Genomic DNA, 24,102 nt, shown 5'->3' on the forward strand with positions numbered 1-24,102 from the left:
TTAACCAGAAATGCTTCCAGATCCAGCCACCTTAGTGTCTTTTTTTTCTGGATTGCCTTTGTATTCAATGTCGCCAGATCCAGCCACTCTTGCTTTTAAATTTTGGATGCTTACCACTTCGGCATCGCCCGAACCAGCCACCGAAACCTCTGTGTTGTTGGCTTGCAAATCGAATCCGTGAAAATCGCCCGAGCCAGCAACTTTAGCCTTTAAATTATTAGTGCTTCCTTTTATGGTAAGGTCTCCAGAGCCTGCGACAGAGCCCGTAATTGATGTGGTTTTTACATTTAAATCTATATCGCCCGAACCCGCCAAAGCAACATCGAGATTAGTTACGTTTATTACATTTTCATTCCATAAGTCGCCCGAACCGGCAAGCGATACTTTGTTAATGTCTTCAAAAGGAATGGTGATTTTTATGGTTTTGTTTCTACTGGTTTTTAGGGTTTTACCGTTTTTAACCTTTACTTTTAAAACGTTATCTTTTACTTCGGTAGCAATATATTGAAGTAAATTTTCTTCACCTTCAATGGTTATGCTTCCTTCGGTGCCACTTACTAAAATAAAATCCATAGAGCCAGCACATTTTATGGCGTTATAACTATCTGTAGTTCTTTTTACGGTAGTCATATTACCATTGCCTTTAATAGATTTCCATTGGCCGTAAGACGTTGTTGCAACCAGTAAGCTTGCAAAAACTAATAGGGTTTGTTTTTTAATTAATGTTTTCATCTGTTCGTTTTTTTTTATTAATGATTGTTAATTTTTTGATAATGATACGCTACCGTAATCCGATTCAATTTTAATAGTGTTGCCAGAATTGGCATTTCCGTAATACCCGTTGTAATATTTACTTGTTCCTTTTTCTTTTCTTATTGAAAATTCTAAACCATCACTGCTTTTTAAAGATGCATAGTCTAAATCTATATCAAAATTAAAATTATAAGAAGGAGCAAAGCCAATTTTTATACCAACATAATCTGAATCAATGGTTACATTACCAGCATTTTGGGTTAAGTTGTTTATTTTAATAGCTCCGTAATCTGCTTTAAGCACTATGTTTTTATAAACATCGCCAATTATGGTAGTTAAATAGTCGCCGTTTCCTGTAATATTATTGGCTTTTTCAATTTTAATGTTGCCGTAATCGCAATTATAAGATACATTTTCTGCTATTTCTATTGTTGAGCTGGTATAATCTGCTTTTATGCTTATGGAGTTTGTTTTAGATATGGTAAAGCTGCTGTAATCTGCATTAATCTTGCCACTTTTTATATATTCGAAATAGCAGCCTTTGCTGTAATCAAAGTTAATGGAATTATTATCGGCCAGTAGTTCTTTTGTGGTTATTTTGCCGTAATCGCAGTTTATTTCGGCCCTACCTTTAAGTTTGTCAACATTTATGTTTCCGTAGTCATTATTTAATGATACACTGTTGGTGATTGGGATTTTAACAATGTAATTTATTTTCATTTTCACATTATTTTTTCCTTTCCAATTCCACCACGATTTTGATTTGCTTTTGTCGAATTTGGTTTTCGCTGAAACATTTGAAGGAGATGCTTGAAATTCTACAGTAATATCATCAAGTTTTTCTTTTACTTTTTCTTCGTCGTTTCCTGTTGTGGTAATGGTTATTTCAAATACGATTCTGTTTTCGTTCCAAGTAACAATGTCTATGTTTCCATAGCTGTTATCTACACTCAGGAGTGCGTTTGATGCGACTGAATATTTTTTTTTGATGGTTTTTTTCTTGGTGTATTTACCGCTTTTATCTGTTGTGGCCGTAACAAAAAGTGGCAACATAAATATCAATATTAGTGTTTTAAATAGTGGTGCTGGTTTCATTATTTATGTTTTTAAGTTGTTTAATTGTATTGATTTGTTGTAATGTGTTTTGTAGTAAATCTATTCTATTTTGAAAGTTGGAAATCATGGCGTAAATAACGCGATTGTCGTCGCCACTTTCAGCCAAATCATCTTTTAACGATTCGTATTCGGTTTCTAAAGCTTTCATTCTTTGCAAGGCATCATCAATTAAAATTTTGGTTTCTGGCGAGGCTTCTTTTTCAATTTTATTCAATTCTTCTGCAATGGTTAAAGTAAAAAAGCTTTGGGTTTCTGCCATTTTAGGCGATACGCTTGCTAAATCGTTAGACGCTTCATTTTTATTTAATCCAATAAAAAGTGCCATTAATAATGCCAAAGAGGCGGCTACACCAATTAAAGGTTTTAATAAACGACGCCTTTGTTTATATGCCTTAGCTTGTTGTAGCGCGCCATTTTTATTCAATTTATCTAAAAACCGTTGCTCGTGATTTGCCGATGGGGTTTCAGTATCAAAATCTTTTTCCAGTCTTTTAAATAATTGGTCTAAAGTATTTTCACTCATCTTTTTTTATCTATTTAAACTGCTGCTTGCAATTTTTGTCTTAAACTTGCTTTTGCTCTCGATATGGTAGTCCGACAGTTTGCATTTGAGATTCTCATAATCTCGCTTATTTCTTCATAATCATAACCTTCAATAAGGTTTAGGGTTAAGGCAATTCTGTAATTGTCTTTTAAGGTTTTTATGGTGTTTAGAACATCTTGGGCTTTTAGTGTTGTAAACTCGTTATTGCTGTTGATGCCATCGTTACTATTTTCAACTTTATGCAAAATATCATCCAAAGGAACTTCGTGTATTTTGTTATTCTTTTTATAATGATAAATGCTATTGTTAATAACAATTCGTTTTAGCCAGGCGCCAAATATTTTTATGTCTTTAAGGCTCTCTAATTTTGTAAAGGCCAACAAAAAAGAGTCTTGCATAACATCTTCTGCTTCAAAATTGTTTTTTACAATTCGCAGTGCGGTATTGTACATAGCTTTGTAGTAGCGGTTGTAAATTTCCAATTGTGCAGATTGGTTTTTAGCTATACATAGCTTTACAAGCTCTTCGGTATTTAATTTAGTTGGCGTCAAAAAAAAACAAATTCTTATAGTAAAGATTACATGGTTTTAGGTTTGTTACAGTTTTACCAAAAAAATAAAGACCCAACGGTGGCAGCTTTATTTTACAGGCCCATTATCTCGTTATGTTTTTTATAGAAAATTTGGGAGCAAATTTATTTATGAAGGGCTTTTTTACAAGCCACGATAATTCTAAGGATAATAAAAGTAATGAAATACGGGCAGTTTTTAACTGTTTTTAACTGCATTGATAAAGTGAATGTGTTTTAAGCACCTTGAAAACAAAAAAAGGAATGTAATTTTTATGGCTTAAGAATGGATTGCGCCCAATCTATAGCTTCATCAAGATTGCTAAATAACCCGACAGGTTTTTTTAAGAATATTTTTTCAATCTCGGCATTGCTTAAGGCAACATAGTTTTTTGATACTACTGCAAAACCAGCGAGGTTTTTTATTTGTGAAGTTCGGGTATAGGTTAGGGGATCTACCGCATACGAATTTATACGATGTGTTATATATACAAATTTTTTTGAACCGAAATATTTCTGGGCTATATCCTCCAATAACTCATTGGATTCTATGGTTACGGTTTCTCCACGGTTTATTTCGGCAACTAAATAATTGCTGTATATGTAAAAAGTACCTAAAGATAGGGTCAAGGTTTTTTTCATAAATCTAATTTAGTGATTATTTAAATTAAAAAAGCCCAAAAAAAACAACTTTTTTTTGGGCTTTTCTTTATTGTATTAACAATTAAGCACTAAGACTCTGTTGGTTTTTCGGCTTTTTCAATGGTTATTTTAAGTTTTTGTTCTTTTTTGTCTAGATCTATATTTATTTTGTCGCCTTCTTGAACTTGAGACGAAATGATTTCTTCGGCCAAAGCGTCTTCAATATATTTTTGAATGGCTCGCTTTAGTGGTCTTGCACCATATTGCTTATCGAAACCTTTGTCTGCTATATAATCTTTCGCGCTTTTGCTAAGTTTTAAAATGTAACCTAAATCCTTAATTCTCAACAAAAGTTTATCTAATTCGATATCGATTATTTTGTTGATGTCATCTTTTTCCAACGGATTGAAAACTACCACATCGTCTATTCTGTTTAAAAACTCTGGAGCGAACGATTTTTTTAGGGCGTTCTCAATAATCTTAACCGCGTTGGCATCTTCCTGAGCTTTTTGAGATGCGGTACCAAAGCCGATACCGGTTCCGAAATCCTTGAGTTTTCGTGCGCCGATATTTGAAGTCATTATAATTATGGTGTTCCTAAAATCTATTTTCCTGCCTAAGCTATCGGTTAAATAGCCATCGTCGAGTACTTGCAATAACATGTTGAACACATCTGGGTGTGCTTTTTCAATTTCATCTAAAAGAATAACGGCGTAGGGTTTGCGTCTTACTTTTTCGGTTAATTGGCCGCCTTCTTCGTAACCAACATATCCTGGAGGGGCACCTATTAATCTGGAAATGGCGAATTTTTCCATGTATTCGCTCATATCTATTCTAACCAGCGACTCTTCACTATCAAATAACTCGCGCGATAATACTTTGGCCAACTGCGTTTTGCCAACTCCGGTTTGGCCTAAAAATATAAACGACCCAATGGGCTTGTTAGGGTCTTTAAGACCCGCACGGTTACGCTGGATGGCTTTTACTACTTTGGCAACTGCTTCGTCTTGCCCAATAACTTTGCCTTTTATTAAATTGGGCAATTCGGCAAGTTTGTTGATTTCGGTTTGGGCAATTCTGTTTACCGGAATGCCCGTCATCATAGATACCACATCGGCAACATTGTCTTCGGTAACAATTTCACGATTTAGTTTGGTGTCCTCTTCCCATTTTTCTTGGGCCATGGCGAGTTCTTTTTCTATGCGTTTTTCGTCATCTCTAAGTTTTGCGGCTTCCTCGTATTTTTGTTTTTTAACAACCGAGTTTTTAGTTTCTTTTACGGTTTCAAGTTGTTTTTCCAATTCGATGATTTGTTTGGGTACATCGATATTGGTAATGTGCACACGCGATCCAGCTTCGTCTAAAGCATCGATGGCCTTGTCTGGTAAAAAGCGTTCGGTCATGTAGCGGTTGGTTAATTTTACACAAGCTTCAATGGCTTCGGGTGTGTAATCCACATTGTGGTGCTCTTCGTATTTGCTTTTTATGTTGTTAAGTATTTCTATGGTTTCTTCAACTGTTGTTGGTTCAACAATTACCTTTTGGAAACGGCGTTCTAAAGCACCGTCTTTTTCAATATATTGTCTGTATTCATCAAGTGTTGTGGCACCAATACATTGAATTTCACCTCTTGCTAAAGCGGGTTTAAACATGTTGGAAGCATCTAAGCTTCCGGTAGCGCCGCCAGCACCAACAATGGTATGTATTTCGTCAATAAATAGAATAACATCGTCGTTTTTCTCAAGCTCGTTCATTACGGCTTTCATACGTTCTTCAAACTGCCCGCGGTATTTTGTGCCTGCAACTAAACTTGCTAAGTCTAATGTAACTACACGTTTATTAAACAGAATTCGCGATACTTTTCGTTTTACAATACGCAGTGCCAGACCTTCGGCAATGGCAGATTTGCCAACTCCAGGTTCGCCAATTAAAAGCGGGTTGTTTTTCTTTCGCCTGCTTAATATTTGCGAGACGCGTTGAATTTCTTTTTCCCGACCAACAACCGGGTCTAGTTTGCCTTCGTCTGCCAAGGCTGTTAAATCGCGCCCAAAATTATCTAAAACAGGGGTTTTAGATTTTTTGTTGGCCTTTCCGGTTGGGGCGTTAAAAATATTGTCTTTTGAGGCATCGCCTGGGGCACCAGAATCGTCATCTTGAAACGACTCAGATTTTGGCTCACCCAAGGCTTCTGGATATTCGTTATCGTTGGTAATCATAAGTTTAAATTGTTCTTTTACATTGTCATAATCAACTTTAAGCTTATTTAAAAGCTTGGTAGTGGGGTCGTTTTCGTTTCTCAATATGCACAAAAGTAAATGAGCCGTGTTTATTGAGTTGCTTTGAAATAATTTAGCCTCTAAAAACGTTGTTTTTAAAGCGCGTTCTGCTTGCCTTGTGAGGTGCAGGTTCTTTTTTTGGTTAGAGACCACGGCAATATTGGGGTTTGCAGGGCTTAATATTTCTACTTTGCGCCTCAAGTGGTTCAAATCAACATCTAGGGCGTTTAAAATATTGATGGCCTTACCGTTACCGTCACGCAAAAGCCCAAGCATTAAATGTTCGGTACCAATAAAATCGTGCCCCAACCTAAGTGCTTCTTCTTTGCTAAATGCGATTACGTCTTTTACTCTTGGTGAAAAATTATCATCCATAACTTGTTCCTTTCTGCATTAAAAATAATAATAATACTTTATTTAAGGCAAAAACTATTCCTTAAAATGCTAATTGACGAAAAAAACTTCATAAAATCAAAATTTTAGCCCCCTTACTTATCAACTAAAAACCGATGCGGAATTGTTAATAAATAACAAGAAAAAATACCAGATAAACACCTGCTATGACTAATGAAATAATTATATTAGCACGTTTTGAAAAACTCATAAAAACTTAATTAAAATATTTATGGCAGAAGGAGAAAAATTGATCCCTATTAATATTGAAGATGAGATGAAATCGGCATACATTGATTATTCAATGTCGGTCATTGTGTCACGTGCCTTACCCGATGTAAGAGATGGCTTAAAGCCCGTACACCGGCGCGTGCTTTACGGCATGCACGAATTAGGAGTTAGGGCAAACTCAGCACATAAAAAATCTGCAAGAATAGTAGGTGAGGTTTTGGGTAAGTATCATCCACACGGCGATACTTCGGTTTACGACGCTATGGTGCGTATGGCTCAAGAGTGGAGCCTGCGCTACATGTTGGTTGATGGCCAAGGTAACTTTGGCTCTATTGATGGCGATAGTCCGGCAGCAATGCGTTATACCGAAGCCCGCATGCGTAAAATATCTGAAGATATGTTGGCAGATATTGAAAAGGAAACCGTAGATCATAAATTGAATTTTGATGATACCTTGCAAGAACCAACGGTACTGCCAACCCGTATCCCCGGGCTTTTGGTTAACGGGGCCTCGGGCATTGCCGTGGGTATGGCTACCAACATGCCCCCGCACAATTTAACCGAGGTGGTAAACGGTACCATAGCTTATATTGAAAACAACGCCATTGAAATTGACGAATTAATACAGCACATCAAAGCGCCCGATTTCCCAACCGGAGGAATTATTTACGGTTACGATGGGGTAAAGGAAGCCTTTCGTACAGGTCGGGGCCGTATAGTTATGCGAGCCAAAGCCAACATAGAAGAGGTAAACGGGCGAGAGTGTATTATAGTTACAGAAATCCCTTATCAGATCAATAAGGCAGACATGATTAAAAAAACTGCCGATTTGGTTAACGAAAAGAAAATGGATGGCATTGCATCCATTCGAGATGAATCAGACAGGAACGGTATGCGCATCGTTTACGTATTAAAGCGCGATGCCATTCCAAACATCGTTTTAAATAAACTCTACAAATACACCGCGTTGCAATCATCTTTTAGCGTAAACAACATTGCGCTGGTTAATGGGCGTCCGCAATTATTGAATTTAAAGGAACTCATTCATTATTTCGTTGAGCACAGGCACGATGTGGTGGTACGCCGTACAACTTACGAGTTGCGCAAAGCGGAAGAACGTGCCCATATACTAGAAGGGCTAATTATAGCTTCAGATAATATTGATGAGGTTATCGCGCTTATACGTGCCTCATCCAATGCAGATGAAGCTCGCGAAAAACTAATTGAACGTTTTAAACTCTCTGAAATTCAAGCCAAGGCCATAGTAGAAATGCGCTTGCGCCAGCTTACAGGTCTAGAACAGGACAAACTGCGTTCGGAGTACGAAGATTTAATGGTTACCATAGAAGATTTAAAAGATATTCTAGATAAAAAAGAACGTCGTATGGACATCATTAAAGCCGAATTGGAAGTTGTAAGAGACAAATATGGAGACGAGCGCCGCTCAACCATTGAATATGCTGGTGGCGATTTAAGTATTGAAGACATGATTCCGGACGAAAAAGTTGTTATTACCATTTCGCACGCAGGCTATATTAAACGTACCTCTTTAACCGAATACAAAACACAACACAGAGGCGGCGTTGGCCAAAAAGCATCAACAACACGAAACGAAGATTTCTTAGAACATCTGTTTGTGGGCACCAACCACCAATACATGTTGTTTTTTACGCAAAAAGGAAAATGTTTCTGGATGCGTGTTTACGAAATCCCCGAGGGCAGCAAAACCTCAAAAGGAAGAGCCATTCAAAACCTAATAAATATAGAGCAAGACGATAAGGTAATGGCATTCATCTGTACCCAAGATTTAAAAGATGAAGATTATATCAATAGCCATTACGTAATTATGGCCACAAAAAAAGGGCAAGTTAAAAAGACATCTTTAGAGCAATATTCGCGTCCGCGTACAAACGGAATTAATGCCATAACCATTAAAGAAGACGATGTGTTATTAGAAGCGAAGCTTACTACGGGCGAGAGCCAAGTGATGCTGGCTTTAAAATCTGGTAAAGCCATCCGTTTCGAAGAAGCCAAAACCAGGCCCATGGGTCGTGGCGCTTCTGGTGTTCGTGGTATTCGTTTACAAGACGAGCAAACCGATGAGGTAGTAGGTATGGTAGCGGTCGATGATATGGAAAGCGATATCCTGGTAGTTTCAGAGAACGGCTACGGAAAACGCTCCAGTTTAGAAGACTACAGAATTACCAACAGAGGCGGAAAAGGCGTAAAAACCATTTCAATTACAGAAAAAACAGGTAACTTAGTGTCTATAAAAAATGTAACCGACGATGATGATTTAATGATTATCAACAAATCTGGAATAGCCATTCGTATGGCAGTTAAAGATCTAAGGGTTATGGGAAGAGCCACCCAAGGCGTAAAATTAATTAACCTTAAAGGAAACGATTCCATCGCCGCGGTTGCCAAAGTAATGCACGACGAGGATGAGGTTGAATTAGATGAAAATGGTAATATTGCAAATCCAGAAACCATTGAAAAAACTAGTGATTCTGATGATGGCACAACTCTTGATAACAATGAAAACGAAAACAATACAGACAAATAACTAAATATTATTAATACAATGAAAAAACAATTAATTATAGCTTTGGCTTTTTCAATAAGTGCATTCTCTTTTGCCCAAAAAAAGGAATTGAGAGCTGCAGAGAAAGCTATAAAAGGAACAAATTTCGCTGAAGCTAAAGCGGCACTAAATCAAGCCAAAGCTTTAATGGCTTCTATGGACGAAAAAAACAAAGCCAAGTATTACTACCTGTTAGGGCAAGCATTATATGCCGGAGGCGCTGGCTCTGGCGAAGATATCGATAAGGCTTTAGAGAGCTTAAACCAAGTTGAAGGATCTTTTACTGCTGAAATCGCTGAGCTTAAAGAAAACATGACCAACAACATATTAACCAAAGGCAACAAAGCCTACGAAGACAAAGATTTTTCGGCAGCATCAAAACACTTTGAGCACGCTTACAGAACCTCGGTTAAAGACACTTTGTTTCTTTATTACGCTGCTGCAACGGCAGTAAACGTTCAAGAATATGATAGAGCATTAAAATTATACGAAGAACTTAAGCAATTAGGCTACACAGGTATCCAAAAAGAATATTTTGCCACAAATGTTGAAACAGGCGAAGAAGAGGTTTTAGACAAGACCAACCGCGATCTTTTTGTAAAAGCGAAAAGCCATATAAAACCAGGTGAGCGCTTAACAGAATCTAAAAAAGCCGAAATCGTAAAAAACGTGGCCCTAATTTATGTAAGCAAAGGCGACAACGAAAAGGCGCTAGAAGCGATGAAGGACGCCAGAGCCGAAAGTCCAGATGATATTAACCTATTGTTATCTGAGGCTAACGTACATTATAAAATGGGCAATAAAGAGGAGTTTAAAAAATTATTGGAACTTGCCACGCAAAAAGACCCTGAAAACGCAGAACTACAATACAATTTAGGTGTAATTGCTGCCGAGTCTGAAGATAATGAAGCTGCAAAAAAATATTACGATAAAGCTATAGAGCTAGACCCCAGTTACATAAATGCCTACATAAACATGGCGGCTTTAATTTTAAATGGCGAAAAAGCAATTATAGATGAAATGAACGGCCTTGGAACATCTGCTGCTGATGACAAGCGCTATGATGAATTAAGGGAAGAGCGCCAAAATATATACAAAAGCGCCATTCCTTATCTAGACAAGGCTTTAGGTATCGATGCCAAAAACCTTAACGCTGCCAAAACACTAATGAATATTTACAGTGTTATAGGGGAAACCGCTAAGTATAAAGCAATAAAAGATAAGATTGAGTCTATTGAAGCTGGAAACTAATTTAAGTTTCGTTATCACTACATAAAAAAGCCGCAATTTTGCGGCTTTTTTTATATTATTTTTTTAATAACCCTAAGTTTGTGTGTGTGCATTTTTTTATCTACGTTAAAAATACCGGAATGGTCTAACCTATCAATTCTCACTTTGCCATAGGCATGAATTATGTAATTATCTTTCATTATAATACCAACGTGAGTAATTATGCCTTCGTTGTCATCAAAAAAAGCCAAATCCCCGGGTTCGCTTTCTTCAATAAAACTAAGTGCTTCACCTTGTGTTGCTTGTTGGGAAGCTTCTCTTAATAATTTGTAACCATTTAATTTGTAAACCATTTGCGTAAAGCCAGAGCAATCTATACCAAATGGTGTTTTTCCGCCCCAAAGATAAGGCGCGTTTAAATATAAAAAAGCTGTGTTTATTAAGTTGTTTTTTAATGCTGTGCCCGACATGGAATGGCCATCGAAACCATGATTTAAAATAGCTAGCCCGTTAAGCGATGCACCTAAAGGAATGGCATATAATTGCTCGTTTTTATCGTGGATAAACTCCACTAAATCGGCCGATAACTTTGGGGGTTCTTTGCTTAAGGCATAGTATTGTTCTTCTGTGATTTCTAGGTATTGTTTGTTGTCTATCCAACCTTCGTAATCATCAAAATCAAGTCTAATTTTGCTCCAATATTTACGTTGTTCCAAAACTTTAAAAAAATCTCCGTACAAAACCTGCGAGGTAAGTTCGCTTTTATCATACGGTTCAACCCTAAGTGAAACGATGCCTAAATTACAAATTCCGTACTGCATAAAAGTTATTGTCTATTTGTATTTCTATTAATTATCGATGCCTTAAAATTGGTAAAAAAACAATAAGGTTTTTAGTTGAAGCTTAAAAATATGTTTCATAATCAATAAATAATAACAATAAAAAATATCAAATATTAGTGTCGTTCAATAACCATTGCCGATGCGCCACCGCCACCGTTACAAATAGCTGCTGCGCCAATTTTAGCCTTGTTTTGCTCTAAAATATTTAATAAAGTAATAAGAATCCTAACACCAGAGCAGCCTAACGGGTGGCCAAGGGAAACCGCGCCACCATTTACGTTTACGTTGCTATCATTGAGCCCGAGAATTTTCATGTTGGCTAATCCCACCACAGAAAAAGCTTCGTTAAATTCAAAATAATCGACATCGTTAATTGTTAAGCCCGCTTTATTTAAGGCTTTTGGCAATGCTTTAGCAGGAGCCGTTGTAAACCATTCGGGTTCTTGGGCCGCATCTGCATATCCTGTAATGGTTGCTAGCGGTTTTAAGCCTAATTCCTCTGCTTTTTCCTTACTCATTAAAACCATGGCTCCAGCGCCATCGTTTATGGTTGAGGCATTGGCTGCGGTTACTGTACCATCTTTGGTAAATGCAGGGCGTAATTGTGGTATTTTTTCAATTTTTACATTGGTAAATTCTTCGTCTTTGGTAACAATAATAGGTTCGCCACGGCGCAGGGGCACTTCAACCGGAACCACTTCGTTATCAAATTTTCCAACATTCCAAGCAGCAGCAGCGCGTGTATATGATTGTAATGCAAAAGCGTCTTGATCTGCTCTAGAAAACTCATATTTATTGGCGCAAGCATCGGCGCAAACACCCATAGCATTTTGGTCGTAAGCATCAACTAAACCATCTTTTTGCATACCATCAATCAAATGGTTTGGTCCAAACTTAGTACCTGTTCTTGCATAAAGGTAATGTGGAATTAAACTCATATTTTCCATACCGCCGGCAACAATAATGTCGGCATCGCCCAGTGCTATGCTTTGAGCGGCTTGCATAACCGATTTCATGCCAGAAGCACAAACTTTATTAACTGTAGTACAAGGCACAGTATTGGGTATGCCGGCGTAAATGGCGGCTTGTCTTGCAGGGGCTTGACCGGTTCCTGCTTGAATAACATGGCCCATAAAAACCTCTTCGACCATTTCTGGGTTAAGATTGATTTTTTCTAACGCGCCCTTAATGGCAATGGCTCCCAGCTTAGTAGCTGGAACTGTTGATAACGCGCCCATAAAGCTGCCTATTGGCGTTCTTGCGGCAGATACTATAACAACGGTTCTACTCATTTTTTTTGTACTTAGGTTTTCTGCAACGAAAATAATCAATTTTTAATAGAATTTAGCAACGATTAGCATATTATAAAAAACAGAAAAGGCCTAGAAATTTATTACATTTGAAAATGCTAAAAATATAAAATGAAAGATTTTGTAAACAAACTTTACCGAAACCATGCCTTAATTTACAAAGCATTGCTTTTTATATGCGCAACGGTTTTAATCGTGTATCTTTTTCCGAAAAGCGGGAAGTTTAAATACAATTTTGAAAGAGGAAAACCTTGGCAGTCTGAAAATTTATATGCGCCCTTTAATTTTGCCGTAAAAAAAACCGATGAAGAAATTAAACAAGAAAAACAAACCCTAACCCAAAATTCGATACTGTATTTTAAGGTAGATAAGGCTGTTGAAACCAGTGTGAAAAATGCGTTTAAAACCCAATTTAAAAATGCATTTCCAGATTCTATTCCTGCTTTAGATTTGGATAACTTGTACACATCCGGGAAAATTATTATTGAAGAATTGTACCAATTTGGCATTTTAAATGAAGATTACAATTTTCCGGATAACAAAATAGTAGCTTTGTTAGAGAATCGTGTGGAGAAAGACAAGGTGCTGTTCTCCAACTTAGTAAAACAAGACCAAGTTGTATCGGTTATAGAAAATGTGCTTTCAAACCAACAATTGCTGCAGTATAAAAAAAACTTTGTGTCTTTGTTTTTTGATTTGATAGAACCCAATCTGGTTTTCGATAAATCTACAACAGACAAGGTTTTGCAGGAAGAATTCAGCAAAATCGCCTATGCAAGAGGCCGTGTGGAAAAAGAAACTTTGATTATTTCCAAAGGCGAAGTTATCGGGGGCAATAAATATCAAATTCTAAAGTCCTTGCAATCTGAGTACGAATCGCAGGTTTGGGCCAAATCAAGTTATTACTGGATATTGTTTGCCTATACATTGCTTGTAGCTTTGGCCTTGTTAATGCTGTTGTTGTTTTTACGGAAGTACAGGCCAGATGTATTTGAAAACAACACCAAGGTTACCTTTATTTTCTTTAATATTCTATTAATGGTTTTTATTACAACTTTGGTTGTAAATTACAATTTAAAATATATTTATGTTGTGCCCATTTGTATTTTGCCATTGGTTCTAAAGGCTTTTTTCGATGCGCGATTGGGCTTGTTCGTGCACGTAATTACAGTGTTGTTATTGGGTTTTGTTGTATCGAATAGTTACGAGTATATGTTTCTTCAGATAATTGCTGGAATCGTAACAATATTAACGGTTTCTGAGCTTTACAAAAGGGTAAACCTGTTTATTTCGGTGGGTCAAATTACGCTCATCTACATTGTGGCCTATTTTGCTTTTTTTGTAATACACGAAGGCACCATTGAAACCCTTAAATGGGAAACTTTTATTTGGTTTATTCTTTGCGGTTTAGCTACTTTGTTCGTTCAGCCCTTAATTTATGTTTACGAAAAACTTTTTGGATTGGTTTCAGATGTATCGCTGTTGGAACTGTCTGATACCAATTCAAAATTACTAAAAGCCCTTTCCAATAAAGTGCCCGGGACATTTCATCACTCGTTAAACGTAGCTAATTTAGCAGAAGCATCGGCAAACGAAATTGGTGCAAATGCTATGTTGGTTAGAGTAGGAGCCTTGTACCACGATATTGGGAAAATGAAAAATCCGGCTTATTTTACCGAGAACCAATCTACCGGAATTAATCCACACGACGAGTTGTCGGCAACCGAAAGTGCAAAAATAATAACCAATCATGTTATTGATGGTATTGAAATAGCACGTAAAAATAATCTGCCAGACCGCGTTATAGATTTTATACGCACACACCACGGAACCAGCTTGGTCTATTATTTTTACAAGAAGGAAAAAGAACAAAGCAAAGAAGTAGAAACATCAGATTTTAGTTATCCTGGGCCAAAACCCTTTAGCAAGGAAACAGCAATTTTAATGATGTGCGATAGTGTAGAAGCGGCATCAAAAAGCTTAAAAGAGCCCAGTTCTAGCAAAATTGAAGCTTTTGTAGAAAACATAATAAACAAGCAAATTGAAGAAGGGCAGTTTTTAAATGCCAATATTACTTTTAAAGAAATTCAGTCCATTAAAAAAGTGCTAAAGCACAAGTTAGCAAACATTTACCATTTGCGTATAGAATATCCAGAATAAATTTTACAAAAAAGTAAATAAAATAGTTGCGTTCTTACGGATGATATATTACATTTGCATCCGCAATTTTGTTGCAAAGTTCTTAAAAACTGGAGAGGTGCCTGAGTGGCCGAAAGGAGCGGTTTGCTAAATCGTCGTACCCCAAAAGGGTACCCGGGGTTCGAATCCCCGTCTCTCCGCATTAGTTTAGATAACCAACTTGCTGTGTAGCTTATCGGTTTTACTCGATATAAATTACGCAACGAGTTTACACTTTCGGGGTGTAGCGTAGCCCGGTTATCGCGCCGCGTTTGGGACGCGGAGGTCGCAGGTTCGAATCCTGCCACCCCGACAAAAATTAATACCAATAGAAACTAAAACCTTGTAAATCGTATGATTTACAAGGTTTTATGGTTTTTAGACTATCATAAGAATTGAATTAATATAGTTTAATTCGGTTAACAATTCGGTTAACAGTTGGCAAAGTAAAAAAGTGTTAACCGAATAGATGTTTAAAACACTGTAATTGAAATAGTTGATTTGACTTTCGTCTTGAATGAATGTTTAACAAAAAGACGACAACTATGCAATCACAAACCACCTTTAGCTTATCATTTTGGGTAAGCGCTTCACGTAAAATTAATAACCAAGTTTCTGTTTATGCTCGGATAACAGTAAATGGTAAGCGAGCAAATATCAGTTTGCAACGCAAAGTAACTGTATCTGAATGGGATTCCAATAAAGGAAGAGCCAGAGGCAACAAGCAAGAATCTCGATTACTTAACAGATATTTAGACCAGGTTAAAAATAGAATTTACGAAGCTCATGATGAGCTTGTAAAAGAAAAAGCGTTTATCTGTGCTCAATCCATTAAAGCAAGGTTTCTGGGAGAAGATAATGAAGAGTATTCTTTATTAACATTGGTTGATTACCACAACACCCAAATGAGCGAATCTTTAAGCTATGGTACTTTAAAAAATTACTTCACAACTCAAAAGTATATTAAGCTATTTCTAACCAAAAAGAAAATCCAAGACATTTACTTATCTCAATTAACATTTCGTTTTCTAGTTGACTTTGAAAAGTTCTTGCGTTCCTATGTTCCAGAGGACCACCAAAAGCAAATGGAAAACAATACAGTTATGAAGCATATCCAACGACTTCGTAAAATGGTCACATTAGCCTATAAAATGGAATGGATAGATAAAGATCCCTTTATAAAATTTAAGCCAACCTATATCAAAAATGAGCGTGAGTTTTTAAGTGAAGATGAATTGCAAACTATCATTGAAAAAGAATTTGTAATTGAAAGATTGGAGTTTGTTAAAGATTTATTTGTTTTCAGTTGCTATACAGGCTTATCATACATTGATGTAATGAAACTTAACGAAGATAATATCACCTTCGGTATAGATGGCGGCAAATGGATTATTACTAATAGGCAAAAAACTCATATTAAATTGAAAATACCATTATTGCCAATGGCTGAAGAATTAATTCAGAAATACAAAGGCCATATTAAAACCAGAAAAACTAAAACCTTATTCCCTAATATTTCTAATCAAAAGCTCAACTCATATTTAAAAGAAATTGCGGATTTATGCAAAATCAAAAAGAACCTTACTTTTCATATAGCACGCCATACTTTTGCAACCACGATAACTCTTTCAAATGGAGTTCCGATAGAAACTGTATCAAAGTTGCTTGGTCATTCAAAAATTGCCACTACTCAAATTTATGCAAGGGTTATTGAAAGAAAAGTGAGTGATGATATCAATACTTTAAAACTAAAATTATCAAAGAATTATTCAGAAACTTCAGATTGCAAACGTCAAAAAATCAATTGACCGTTTATCAATTTCAATTAGCCTTTTGTAAATATACTTTATACAAGAATAGATTAATTGTATAAATTTGATGAAATGACTAAAAGCCTAAAAATATTATTACACCTAATTATATGGATTCTTATAATTGTTATTTGCAATGCTTCTAATTGGGTTTGGCAAGGTTTTAAAGTTGAAGAGGGAACCATGTTAATACCATCAATCTATGGTAGCTTTTTTAATGCAATTATAGTTTACTTTAATGCTTTATATCTATATCCTAAAAAAAGAAAAAGTATTGGTCTTTATGGGGTATTGGCTATAATTACTATTCTAATAATTAGTTTTTCTGAAAGTTTTATCGATTACTATTATTCGCAGAGTATTGGTCTTCTAGATTTTCATTTTGAAGAAATAAGAAAAGATTTGTCTAATGAGGATTTAAATTTTAATCTGGAGATAGGTTTACCTTTTTTAACCATTATGAATTTTGCGTTTAACAACGTTTTAGTTCATGTTCTTTTTTGGATATTGTCTTTCGCATACATATTACCTATTCAAAACTCAAAAAATAGATTTTTTAGGGAACAACTAGAAAGAGAAAAACTACAAGCAGAAGTTAACTTTTTAAAAGCACAAATCAATCCACACTCTTTATTTAATGGAATAAATAGTATCTATCATTTAATTGATAAGGATAAAGAGAAAGCAAAAGATGTATTAGTAAGATTCTCTGAACTATTACGGTATCAAGTTTACGAATGCTCAAGTGAAAGAATATCATTAACAAGAGAACTTCTTTTTTTAGAAAATTATTTTAACCTTGAAAAAATAAGAAAAGAAGATAATGTAATCATTGAATTTAATTATAATTTACATGAAGCTGAAGGTTTAGAAATAGCACCTATACTTTTTATTCCGTTTATTGAAAATGCATTTAAATATGTTAGCAATTTTCAGCACAAAAAAGATAATTATATAAAATGTGACATAAATGTTGTTGATAGTATTCTTAAATTTACTATTGCAAATTCTATTGACAATCTTCCCGAAGAATACATTAATTTAAAAAATAGTGGTATAGGTTTGAAAAACACGAAAGAACGATTAAAACTAATATACCCAGAACATCATAAACTTGAAATAAAGAAAGAAAAAAATGTCTTTTCAATTCAACTAACCATAGACCTAAATGAATAAGATTAATTGTTTAATAGTAGAAGATGAGGCTTTAGCTAGAGAAGGGCTCGAAAAATATATTAATCAAATAGATTTTTTGAACTTAAAAGGCAGCTGTAAAAATGCAGTAGAGGCTCAAAATTTTTTAAATGAGCACAAAATAGATTTATTTTTTTTAGACATAGAAATGCCAAAGTTAAAAGGTACAGATTTTTTAAGAACATTAAAGCACTCACCAAATGTAATTTTTACAACAGCCTATTCTCAATATGCGCTTGAAAGCTTTGAATTTGATGTTATTGACTATTTGGTAAAGCCAATAACATTTGAGCGTTTTCTACAGGCTACAAACAAAGCCTTTAGGGTTTTCAATAAATCATCAGAAACAAATAATCCATCTTATTTCTTTGTTAAGGATGGCACCAAACTAGTCAAGATTTTTACAAAAGATATCATACTGGTGGAATCAGCTCAAAACTATGTAAATATAGTAACAGATAGTAGCAAGCATTTAGTGTTAATGCCTTTAAAGTCCTTTTTAGAACAAATTCCAGAAGATGAATTATTGCTAATAAGTAGAGGTTGCGCTGTAAAAGTTTCAAAAATTGATTCAATTGAAGGGAATCAGCTAACATTAGGTGAACATAAAGCACAAATAAGCAGACGTATGAAAGAAGACGTTATGGAAATTATAGTTAATAATAATCTTTTTAAGAAGTAATTTTTCTAAATATTTACTACCAGAATACCATTCATCAACTTCATTTTACCACTAATCAATAATACTATTAATTAATTTAAGCATTGTATTGCTTTGTCTTGAATTAATTAAAAAACGTAAAATGAAAAATTTAAAAACAAAATTAATGTTAGCTTGCTTTGTTGGAATTTCCATAGTAAGCTGTAGTAGAGATGATGACGGAATTCAAACTGCCCAAGTTGCAACTGATAACCCACTGACAACAGAAGTAGATAATTCAATTCATCAGAATTTCTTGTCATACATTGAAAACACAAAAAGAATAGGATTAAGTATAGCTGTATTAGATGGTAACAATACTACATATTACAACTATGGAGAAACCCATAAAGGCAGTAACTCACTACCAACTCAAAACAGTCTATATGAAGTAGGTTCCATTACAAAAACATTAACCGCTGCTGTAATTACAAGGTTAATGTTGGATAATAATATACCTGAAGACATGCCAATAAGTAATTTATTGCCGCCAGAAATTGAAGAATTATCATATCAAGGCGAAGTGGTAACTTTAAAGCACTTATTAAACCATACATCTGGTCTGCCTTCAGTTCCTGGAGACATATTGAGTTATGGAGATTTATCAAATCCCTATGCAAATTACGATTTTTCAAGGTTAACCAATTATCTAAATAATTTTCAGTTAGATAGGGTTCCTGGTTCGCAATATGAGTATTCGAACATTGGTTTTGCACTATTAGGAATCATTGTGGCATATCAAACAGATACAAATATTATAGAATTTATGAGTTCTATAACCGAAGGAGTAATAGGCATGCAAAATACAGAAATGGAGCTTCATGGTATTGTTAATACTAACGAAAATGTTGTAGGCGCATATAAATCTAATGGTAATGAAGGTTATTATTGGACATGGAATATTTGGGAGTCAGCAGGAGGTCTATATTCAGATTTGATAGATATGACAAAATATGCACGAGTTCATTTTAATAGTTACAACGATAATCTTGATTTAAAAGAAGTATTAGATACTAATAAGATTGAAACATATTCGGATGAAAGTGTCACAGTAGGAAGAAGTTGGCATATTAAGAGAAGTAATGGTAATGAAGTTTTTTGGCATACTGGTGGTACAGGAGGTTTTACTACTATTGTTTTTATTGAACCTCAACAAGAAAAAGCTATAATTGTTTTAGCTAATAATTCAGATGTAGAACAAGAATTATTACCGGTTTGCGCATCTTTTTTTGGACAATTTTTAGATTAGTTATAATAGTTAGTATTTGATGATAAAGTCCTGATTTTAGTATAAAAAAAACTAAATCAGGACTTTTAATATCTTGTGTTTCCACTAATCAATTTTTTATTACCGCTAATCAATTCCTTGCATTACTTTTATAAATAAATTATACAATTGTTTTTTAAAAATTAAAATATAGTTTATGAAACTTCCGAGTATAATTATTTTTTTCATTTTAGGCCTTTTTAAAATATCTGCTCAAAATGACACATTAGCGTTTACTAATGCAAATGTTATTACAATGAAAAATGAAACTGTCTTAAAGGGTAAAACTGTTTTAGTGTCCAATGGCAAATTTGTGGATATTCTTGATGCTAACAACCAATTATCAAACGCCTACAATATTATTGACTGCAAAGGAAAATATTTAATTCCGGGACTTGTTGATGGGCATGTTCATTTATATAAAGATGAAGACAAGGTGTTTAGAAATGCGCCTTTATATCTTTCAAAAGGGATCACTACTGTATTTAACATGAGAGGAGACAGTGTGTTGTACTCTTGGAAGGACAGAATAAAAAATGAAGGTTTAATCGTTCCAAATATATACACTTCTGGAGAGTTTATAAATGAACCATTTGTTAATACACCTATAGAAGCTAAAAATCAAGTTTTGAAAGAAAAAGCATTAGGAGTCGATTTTATCAAGTTCCATGAATATTTCAGTGATGAAGAACGTAGGTACTTGACAACAGAAGGAGTTTCAGTAGAAACTTTTGATGCTCTGGTTATGGCTGCTAAAGAAAATAATATGCCTATTACTGGCCATGGTATGTTTAGCCCACATTTCGAAAACATTTTAGATCAGAATATGTCATTGGCACATTTGAGTGCTTATTTGGAGTATCATTTAATTCCTGATGGCACTGATGCTTTTCAAAAATTTAGTAAATGGACCAAATGGGCTTTACTTTTAATATCGATATTCAGTATAATACTGTTTTTTAAAAGCAAAAGGAATAGGCTACTATCTTCAATTTTATTTTGCTCTAATATATTTCTATTTGCAATTTGGTTCAATACGGTCTGGGTGGGTAATAGTGTGTTAATTTATAGTATGCTTTTGTTAACTGTTGTAATAGTCTCTGTTTTATTGGGATTTCTTTTTAAGAATCAGCATTTTAATTCTAAAATAAAAAACGTCCTTTCTAAAACTGTTTTAATAGTAATACTCTCAATTTTCACATATTCAATAAGTTATTGGATTCCTTTGTTTTTTAGGAATACTAATAGTGCAATAGAAAAATTAGCAGATAAATCTTCAAATATTTCAGTATTTACAACCATGTTGTTGGAAGGTCCAAACTGGTTTGGTTTAGATCATAGTAATGAGCTAAAATATTTAAACAAGCCAATTGCAGATCGTTGGTCAACTATGGAACCTTGGACTACCACTTTCTTATCAAGGTGGAAAGAGTCCAATCTTAAAATAACAGATTGGTCACTTTCAGAAAAAACTATCTTACAAAAACTTCGCGGTAAAGCCAATATTATTATGGGTACAGATGCAATGGGCTTTCCTTTAATAATTCCAGGTTCAAGTGCTCATTATGAATTAAAACTTATAAATAAATTTGGTTTAACACCTTTTGAAACGTTACAAACAGCTACAACCAATGCAGCAAAGTTTCTCAACAAAGAAAATGAATTTGGTACTATAGAAATAGGAAAGCGAGCGGATATGGTCTTATTAGACAAAAACCCATTACAAAACCTTGATGCATTAGATAATATCAATGGCGTTTTGGTTAACGGTAATTGGCTTAATGATAAAAAGATACAGTTGCTGTTAAAGGAAATCGAATCAAAATAAATTATTCTTCCTTTTATCAATTTAATTCTACCACCTATCAACATAATTTTACTGATAAATACATGGCAGTTTTCTTTACAGAAAATTTAAAAATTATGCGATTATTAACAACACTATGTTTATTATTCTTAATCACTTCATGCTCTACAACAACAAATATCATTGAAGGGAAAAACAAACCTGAAGATTATTTTTATGTGCAAAAGTCAATAAATAGTAATGGCAAATGGGTGGTGTTCTTACCTGGCACAAGTGGCTTAAAAATATTCGAAGATGAGGAACATTACTTTAATGTTGCTAAAAAATTAAATAAACAAGGATATACTGTTGTACTTGTTGATTATAAACCAGCTTACAAGGTTTCAGGTAGAAAAGTAGACGAATCAACGGGTGATAAGATTTTATGGGTTACAGAACAAGCTATTCAATGGGCTTTAAAAAATAATCATATTAGTAAAGCTCAAAAAGGAAGCATCATTGGGTGGTCGCTTGCTGGAGAAGGAATGGTTTTATTAGCAAATAATCCATCAAAAATTGAAAGTCTAAACATTAAATCTTTAGCGTTATATTATCCTTCAAATCAAGAAGAAATAAAGCTCATTAGTAATCTTCCTATACTTATACAAAGTGGTGAGCTGGATAAAATCACTTCCAAAAATTCAATACAAGAATACTTTGGTAACAATACCAATACATCTATTATTTTTTACGAAAATGCACATCACGGTTTTGATGTAGAAAGTCTTGATGAAGGGAAAAAAATGCGATTTCCACCTGTTGTGGGTGAAAAATATACGTTTCAATACAATGAGGTTGCAGCTGCACAAGCAATGATTAAGCTGTTATCTTTTTTGAAATAAAGTGATAGTTGGTAGTATGGTAAGATTTTTTTATTTGGTAATAATTTCATTATTATTTTTTTGTACTTCTAAAGCGCAAACACTTTCTGAAAAGATTGATAATTATATAAGTATTGAATTAAAAAAATTTAATATACCAAGTGTATCGGTTGCTGTTGTAAATGTAGATAATTTATTATTCAATAAAACGTACGGTAAGGATGTAATTATAGATAGGCAATATTATATAGGTTCAGTATCTAAATCACTCACAGCTCTTGGAGTTTTAAAATTAATTGAAAAAGACAAACTTGATTTTGATTCAAAGTTAGTTGATATCATTCCAAACCTAAATATAGCCCCTTATAATGACATTACTATAAGGCATTTGTTAAATCAAACCAGTGGAATAAAAAAAGCAGATGGTTTTATAACATTACCAGAATTAAAGGATATAGCCAATAAAGGGTATACTATAAACAATGTAACTGTTCCGGGAACATCCTACCAATATTCAAATTTAAACTATACGCTTCTTGGCTTGGTAATCGAAAAGGTAAGCGGTACGTCTTATCAAGCATATATGCAAGACAAGATTTTTTTTGACTTGAATATGCCCAAGAGTACTGCAGAAATCCCAAACAATGTAGACGCACATTATCAATATTTGGGTGTACCAATCGAAACTCAACAATTAGAGTACTCAAGAACAACAATTCCAGCAGGATTTATTATCAGTACAACTAAAGATCTTGCAAATTATGTAATGATGAATCTTAATAACGGGCGCATCTACAATCGTCAAGTTTTGGGCATTCCTTTGTTAAAACAAATGCATAAAGTTTGGAATGATGGGGATTTTGGCTATGCTATGGGCTGGAAACAAGGTAAGTTCAATAACCAGAGAATGTTGCAACACCTTGGAACCACAGCTACTTCAAATTCAGGAATATTTATTTTTCCCGATGACAAAATTGGTTTAGTCGTATTAACAAATTCAAATTCAATGTGGTTTACCGAAGAATTGATGGAAGGATTACTGCATATTATAACTAATAATGAACCAAAATCGACATCAAACTTTGAATATTATTTTAGATTTGCAGTTGTTGTTATCATAGCGTTTTTAATAGCATTCTTTACTTTTAAAACGGTAAGAATAGTTAAATCAAAACAAGTGTACAATACAAAGAAGGAAACTAAAAAAGTAATTATACATATTGTTTTAATAATACTATTGTTTATTGGATTTCCCATAATAACAAAAATTCCTTTTACAGCTTTCTTAAGTTTTCAACCGGATATTGGTTTTTTGATATTAGCAATATCTATTGTTCCTATTGTGCTCTCATTGCTAAAAATTTATAATACTTTTAATCAACAACAATAATGAAAAGCACCAAGGTAGATATTGTAAAAAATTATCTGAAATACTTACAGGATGGTAACATTGAAAAAATACTCACACTTTTTGCGGTAAACGCAATCGTTACCTCACCAATATATGGCAAAATAAGAGCAAAGGAATTCTATACGAAACTTATTAATGATACTAAAACTTCCAAAATTCAATTAAGAAAGGTCTTTAAAGAAATAGATTCTGGTACAATAGCTGTTTACTTCAACTATTTATGGATAACTGTTCAAAATCAGCGAATTGAATTTGATGTAATAGATATTATTGAGTTTAATAATACAAATGAAATTGTAAATCTAAAAATCATTTATGATGCAGAAAAATCAAGAAAAAAACTTAATGTCTATTCTGTTAACAATAAGTAATTTTTAAAATACAA

Annotated in this window: 19 protein-coding genes and 2 tRNA genes; 13 read left to right on the top strand and 8 right to left on the bottom strand. The window is 34.3% G+C overall.

The features are described 5' to 3' along the window. The 6 genes from ACFSQS_RS08535 to ACFSQS_RS08560 all read right to left on the bottom strand — a co-directional run bounded on the left by ACFSQS_RS08535 (position 1) and on the right by ACFSQS_RS08560 (position 6,274). Positions 1–732, bottom strand: coding sequence for a head GIN domain-containing protein (locus ACFSQS_RS08535; RefSeq protein WP_388017063.1), 732 nt, complete (start codon positions 730–732; stop codon positions 1–3). Positions 733–759: 27 nt separating this feature from the next. Then, complete coding sequence (locus ACFSQS_RS08540; RefSeq protein ID WP_388017066.1) at positions 760–1,848, bottom strand: hypothetical protein; 1,089 nt, start codon at positions 1,846–1,848, stop codon at positions 760–762. Next, a complete protein-coding gene (locus ACFSQS_RS08545; RefSeq protein ID WP_388017069.1) occupies positions 1,826–2,392 on the bottom strand; it encodes a hypothetical protein in 567 nt (188 codons plus the stop codon). Before ACFSQS_RS08545 ends, ACFSQS_RS08540 begins: the two co-directional genes overlap by 23 nt. Before the next feature lie 14 nt (positions 2,393–2,406). After that, on the bottom strand, positions 2,407–2,964 hold the full coding sequence (locus ACFSQS_RS08550; RefSeq protein WP_388017072.1) for an RNA polymerase sigma factor: 558 nt from the start codon (positions 2,962–2,964) through the stop codon (positions 2,407–2,409). A 290-nt stretch (positions 2,965–3,254) separates the two neighbouring features. Then, the gene (locus tag ACFSQS_RS08555) at positions 3,255–3,623 is read right to left on the bottom strand and encodes a hypothetical protein (RefSeq protein WP_388017075.1); all 369 of its coding nucleotides are present in this window, start codon (positions 3,621–3,623) and stop codon (positions 3,255–3,257) included. A gap of 89 nt (positions 3,624–3,712) precedes the next feature. Beyond that, entirely contained in the window at positions 3,713–6,274 is a 2,562-nt protein-coding gene (locus tag ACFSQS_RS08560; protein ID WP_388017078.1) for an ATP-dependent Clp protease ATP-binding subunit, read from the bottom strand. A gap of 250 nt (positions 6,275–6,524) precedes the next feature. Between ACFSQS_RS08560 and gyrA the strand changes: the two genes are divergently transcribed. Beyond that, entirely contained in the window at positions 6,525–9,089 is a 2,565-nt protein-coding gene (gene gyrA, locus ACFSQS_RS08565; protein ID WP_388017081.1) for a DNA gyrase subunit A, read from the top strand. A gap of 18 nt (positions 9,090–9,107) precedes the next feature. Continuing rightward, positions 9,108–10,358, top strand: a complete 1,251-nt coding sequence (locus ACFSQS_RS08570; RefSeq protein WP_388017084.1) for a tetratricopeptide repeat protein — start codon at positions 9,108–9,110, stop codon at positions 10,356–10,358. 50 nt (positions 10,359–10,408) lie between these two features. Here the strand turns inward: ACFSQS_RS08570 and ACFSQS_RS08575 are convergent, their stop codons facing one another. Together ACFSQS_RS08575 and ACFSQS_RS08580 are read right to left on the bottom strand one after the other, a co-directional pair. Continuing rightward, positions 10,409–11,158, bottom strand: a complete 750-nt coding sequence (locus ACFSQS_RS08575) for a C40 family peptidase (RefSeq protein WP_388017087.1) — start codon at positions 11,156–11,158, stop codon at positions 10,409–10,411. 134 nt (positions 11,159–11,292) lie between these two features. Further along, positions 11,293–12,471, bottom strand: coding sequence for an acetyl-CoA C-acyltransferase (locus ACFSQS_RS08580; RefSeq protein ID WP_388017090.1), 1,179 nt, complete (start codon positions 12,469–12,471; stop codon positions 11,293–11,295). Positions 12,472–12,600: 129 nt separating this feature from the next. Between ACFSQS_RS08580 and ACFSQS_RS08585 the strand changes: the two genes are divergently transcribed. The 11 genes from ACFSQS_RS08585 to ACFSQS_RS08635 all read left to right on the top strand — a co-directional run bounded on the left by ACFSQS_RS08585 (position 12,601) and on the right by ACFSQS_RS08635 (position 24,088). Continuing rightward, entirely contained in the window at positions 12,601–14,649 is a 2,049-nt protein-coding gene (locus ACFSQS_RS08585) for an HD family phosphohydrolase (protein WP_388017093.1), read from the top strand. Between the two features lie 91 nt (positions 14,650–14,740). Continuing rightward, positions 14,741–14,828 (top strand) — tRNA-Ser (locus ACFSQS_RS08590). Positions 14,829–14,905: 77 nt separating this feature from the next. Then, positions 14,906–14,980 (top strand) — tRNA-Pro (locus ACFSQS_RS08595). Between the two features lie 232 nt (positions 14,981–15,212). Then, positions 15,213–16,475 carry a site-specific integrase gene (locus tag ACFSQS_RS08600; RefSeq protein WP_388017096.1) on the top strand — a complete coding sequence of 421 codons (1,263 nt, stop codon included), beginning with the start codon at positions 15,213–15,215 and terminating at the stop codon, positions 16,473–16,475. Between the two features lie 75 nt (positions 16,476–16,550). Beyond that, a complete protein-coding gene (locus tag ACFSQS_RS08605) occupies positions 16,551–17,654 on the top strand; it encodes a sensor histidine kinase (protein WP_388017099.1) in 1,104 nt (367 codons plus the stop codon). Next, entirely contained in the window at positions 17,647–18,354 is a 708-nt protein-coding gene (locus ACFSQS_RS08610; RefSeq protein WP_388017102.1) for a LytR/AlgR family response regulator transcription factor, read from the top strand. Before ACFSQS_RS08605 ends, ACFSQS_RS08610 begins: the two co-directional genes overlap by 8 nt. 121 nt (positions 18,355–18,475) lie before the next feature. Next, positions 18,476–19,621, top strand: coding sequence for a serine hydrolase domain-containing protein (locus ACFSQS_RS08615; protein ID WP_388017105.1), 1,146 nt, complete (start codon positions 18,476–18,478; stop codon positions 19,619–19,621). Positions 19,622–19,796: 175 nt separating this feature from the next. Then, complete coding sequence (locus tag ACFSQS_RS08620; protein ID WP_388017108.1) at positions 19,797–21,467, top strand: amidohydrolase family protein; 1,671 nt, start codon at positions 19,797–19,799, stop codon at positions 21,465–21,467. Between the two features lie 62 nt (positions 21,468–21,529). Next, positions 21,530–22,327 carry a dienelactone hydrolase family protein gene (locus tag ACFSQS_RS08625; RefSeq protein WP_388017111.1) on the top strand — a complete coding sequence of 266 codons (798 nt, stop codon included), beginning with the start codon at positions 21,530–21,532 and terminating at the stop codon, positions 22,325–22,327. Positions 22,328–22,343: 16 nt separating this feature from the next. Beyond that, positions 22,344–23,696: a serine hydrolase domain-containing protein gene (locus ACFSQS_RS08630; protein WP_388017114.1), complete on the top strand. Its 1,353-nt coding sequence runs from the start codon at positions 22,344–22,346 to the stop codon at positions 23,694–23,696. Then, positions 23,696–24,088, top strand: coding sequence for a nuclear transport factor 2 family protein (locus ACFSQS_RS08635; RefSeq protein WP_388017117.1), 393 nt, complete (start codon positions 23,696–23,698; stop codon positions 24,086–24,088). The genes ACFSQS_RS08630 and ACFSQS_RS08635 overlap by 1 nt, the downstream gene beginning before the upstream one ends. Positions 24,089–24,102 lie beyond the last annotated feature (14 nt).

It is taken from the genome of Gelatiniphilus marinus (assembly GCF_042684345.1).
Taxonomy (GTDB): Bacteria; Bacteroidota; Bacteroidia; order Flavobacteriales; family Flavobacteriaceae; genus Gelatiniphilus; species Gelatiniphilus marinus.

Bases quoted from the DNA above. Each gene is read 5' to 3' on its own strand.
- ACFSQS_RS08545 (WP_388017069.1), bottom strand. From the start codon at position 2,392: ATGAGTGAAAATACTTTAGACCAATTATTTAAAAGACTGGAAAAAGAT.
- ACFSQS_RS08540 (WP_388017066.1), bottom strand. From the start codon at position 1,848: ATGAAACCAGCACCACTATTTAAAACACTAATATTGATATTTATGTTG.
- ACFSQS_RS08625 (WP_388017111.1), top strand. From the start codon at position 21,530: ATGGCAGTTTTCTTTACAGAAAATTTAAAAATTATGCGATTATTAACA.
- ACFSQS_RS08555 (WP_388017075.1), bottom strand. From the start codon at position 3,623: ATGAAAAAAACCTTGACCCTATCTTTAGGTACTTTTTACATATACAGC.
- ACFSQS_RS08620 (WP_388017108.1), top strand. From the start codon at position 19,797: ATGAAACTTCCGAGTATAATTATTTTTTTCATTTTAGGCCTTTTTAAA.
- ACFSQS_RS08615 (WP_388017105.1), top strand. From the start codon at position 18,476: ATGAAAAATTTAAAAACAAAATTAATGTTAGCTTGCTTTGTTGGAATT.
- gyrA (WP_388017081.1), top strand. From the start codon at position 6,525: ATGGCAGAAGGAGAAAAATTGATCCCTATTAATATTGAAGATGAGATG.
- ACFSQS_RS08580 (WP_388017090.1), bottom strand. From the start codon at position 12,471: ATGAGTAGAACCGTTGTTATAGTATCTGCCGCAAGAACGCCAATAGGC.
- ACFSQS_RS08535 (WP_388017063.1), bottom strand. From the start codon at position 732: ATGAAAACATTAATTAAAAAACAAACCCTATTAGTTTTTGCAAGCTTA.
- ACFSQS_RS08610 (WP_388017102.1), top strand. From the start codon at position 17,647: ATGAATAAGATTAATTGTTTAATAGTAGAAGATGAGGCTTTAGCTAGA.
- ACFSQS_RS08605 (WP_388017099.1), top strand. From the start codon at position 16,551: ATGACTAAAAGCCTAAAAATATTATTACACCTAATTATATGGATTCTT.
- ACFSQS_RS08635 (WP_388017117.1), top strand. From the start codon at position 23,696: ATGAAAAGCACCAAGGTAGATATTGTAAAAAATTATCTGAAATACTTA.
- ACFSQS_RS08570 (WP_388017084.1), top strand. From the start codon at position 9,108: ATGAAAAAACAATTAATTATAGCTTTGGCTTTTTCAATAAGTGCATTC.
- ACFSQS_RS08560 (WP_388017078.1), bottom strand. From the start codon at position 6,274: ATGGATGATAATTTTTCACCAAGAGTAAAAGACGTAATCGCATTTAGC.
- ACFSQS_RS08600 (WP_388017096.1), top strand. From the start codon at position 15,213: ATGCAATCACAAACCACCTTTAGCTTATCATTTTGGGTAAGCGCTTCA.
- ACFSQS_RS08575 (WP_388017087.1), bottom strand. From the start codon at position 11,158: ATGCAGTACGGAATTTGTAATTTAGGCATCGTTTCACTTAGGGTTGAA.
- ACFSQS_RS08630 (WP_388017114.1), top strand. From the start codon at position 22,344: ATGGTAAGATTTTTTTATTTGGTAATAATTTCATTATTATTTTTTTGT.
- ACFSQS_RS08585 (WP_388017093.1), top strand. From the start codon at position 12,601: ATGAAAGATTTTGTAAACAAACTTTACCGAAACCATGCCTTAATTTAC.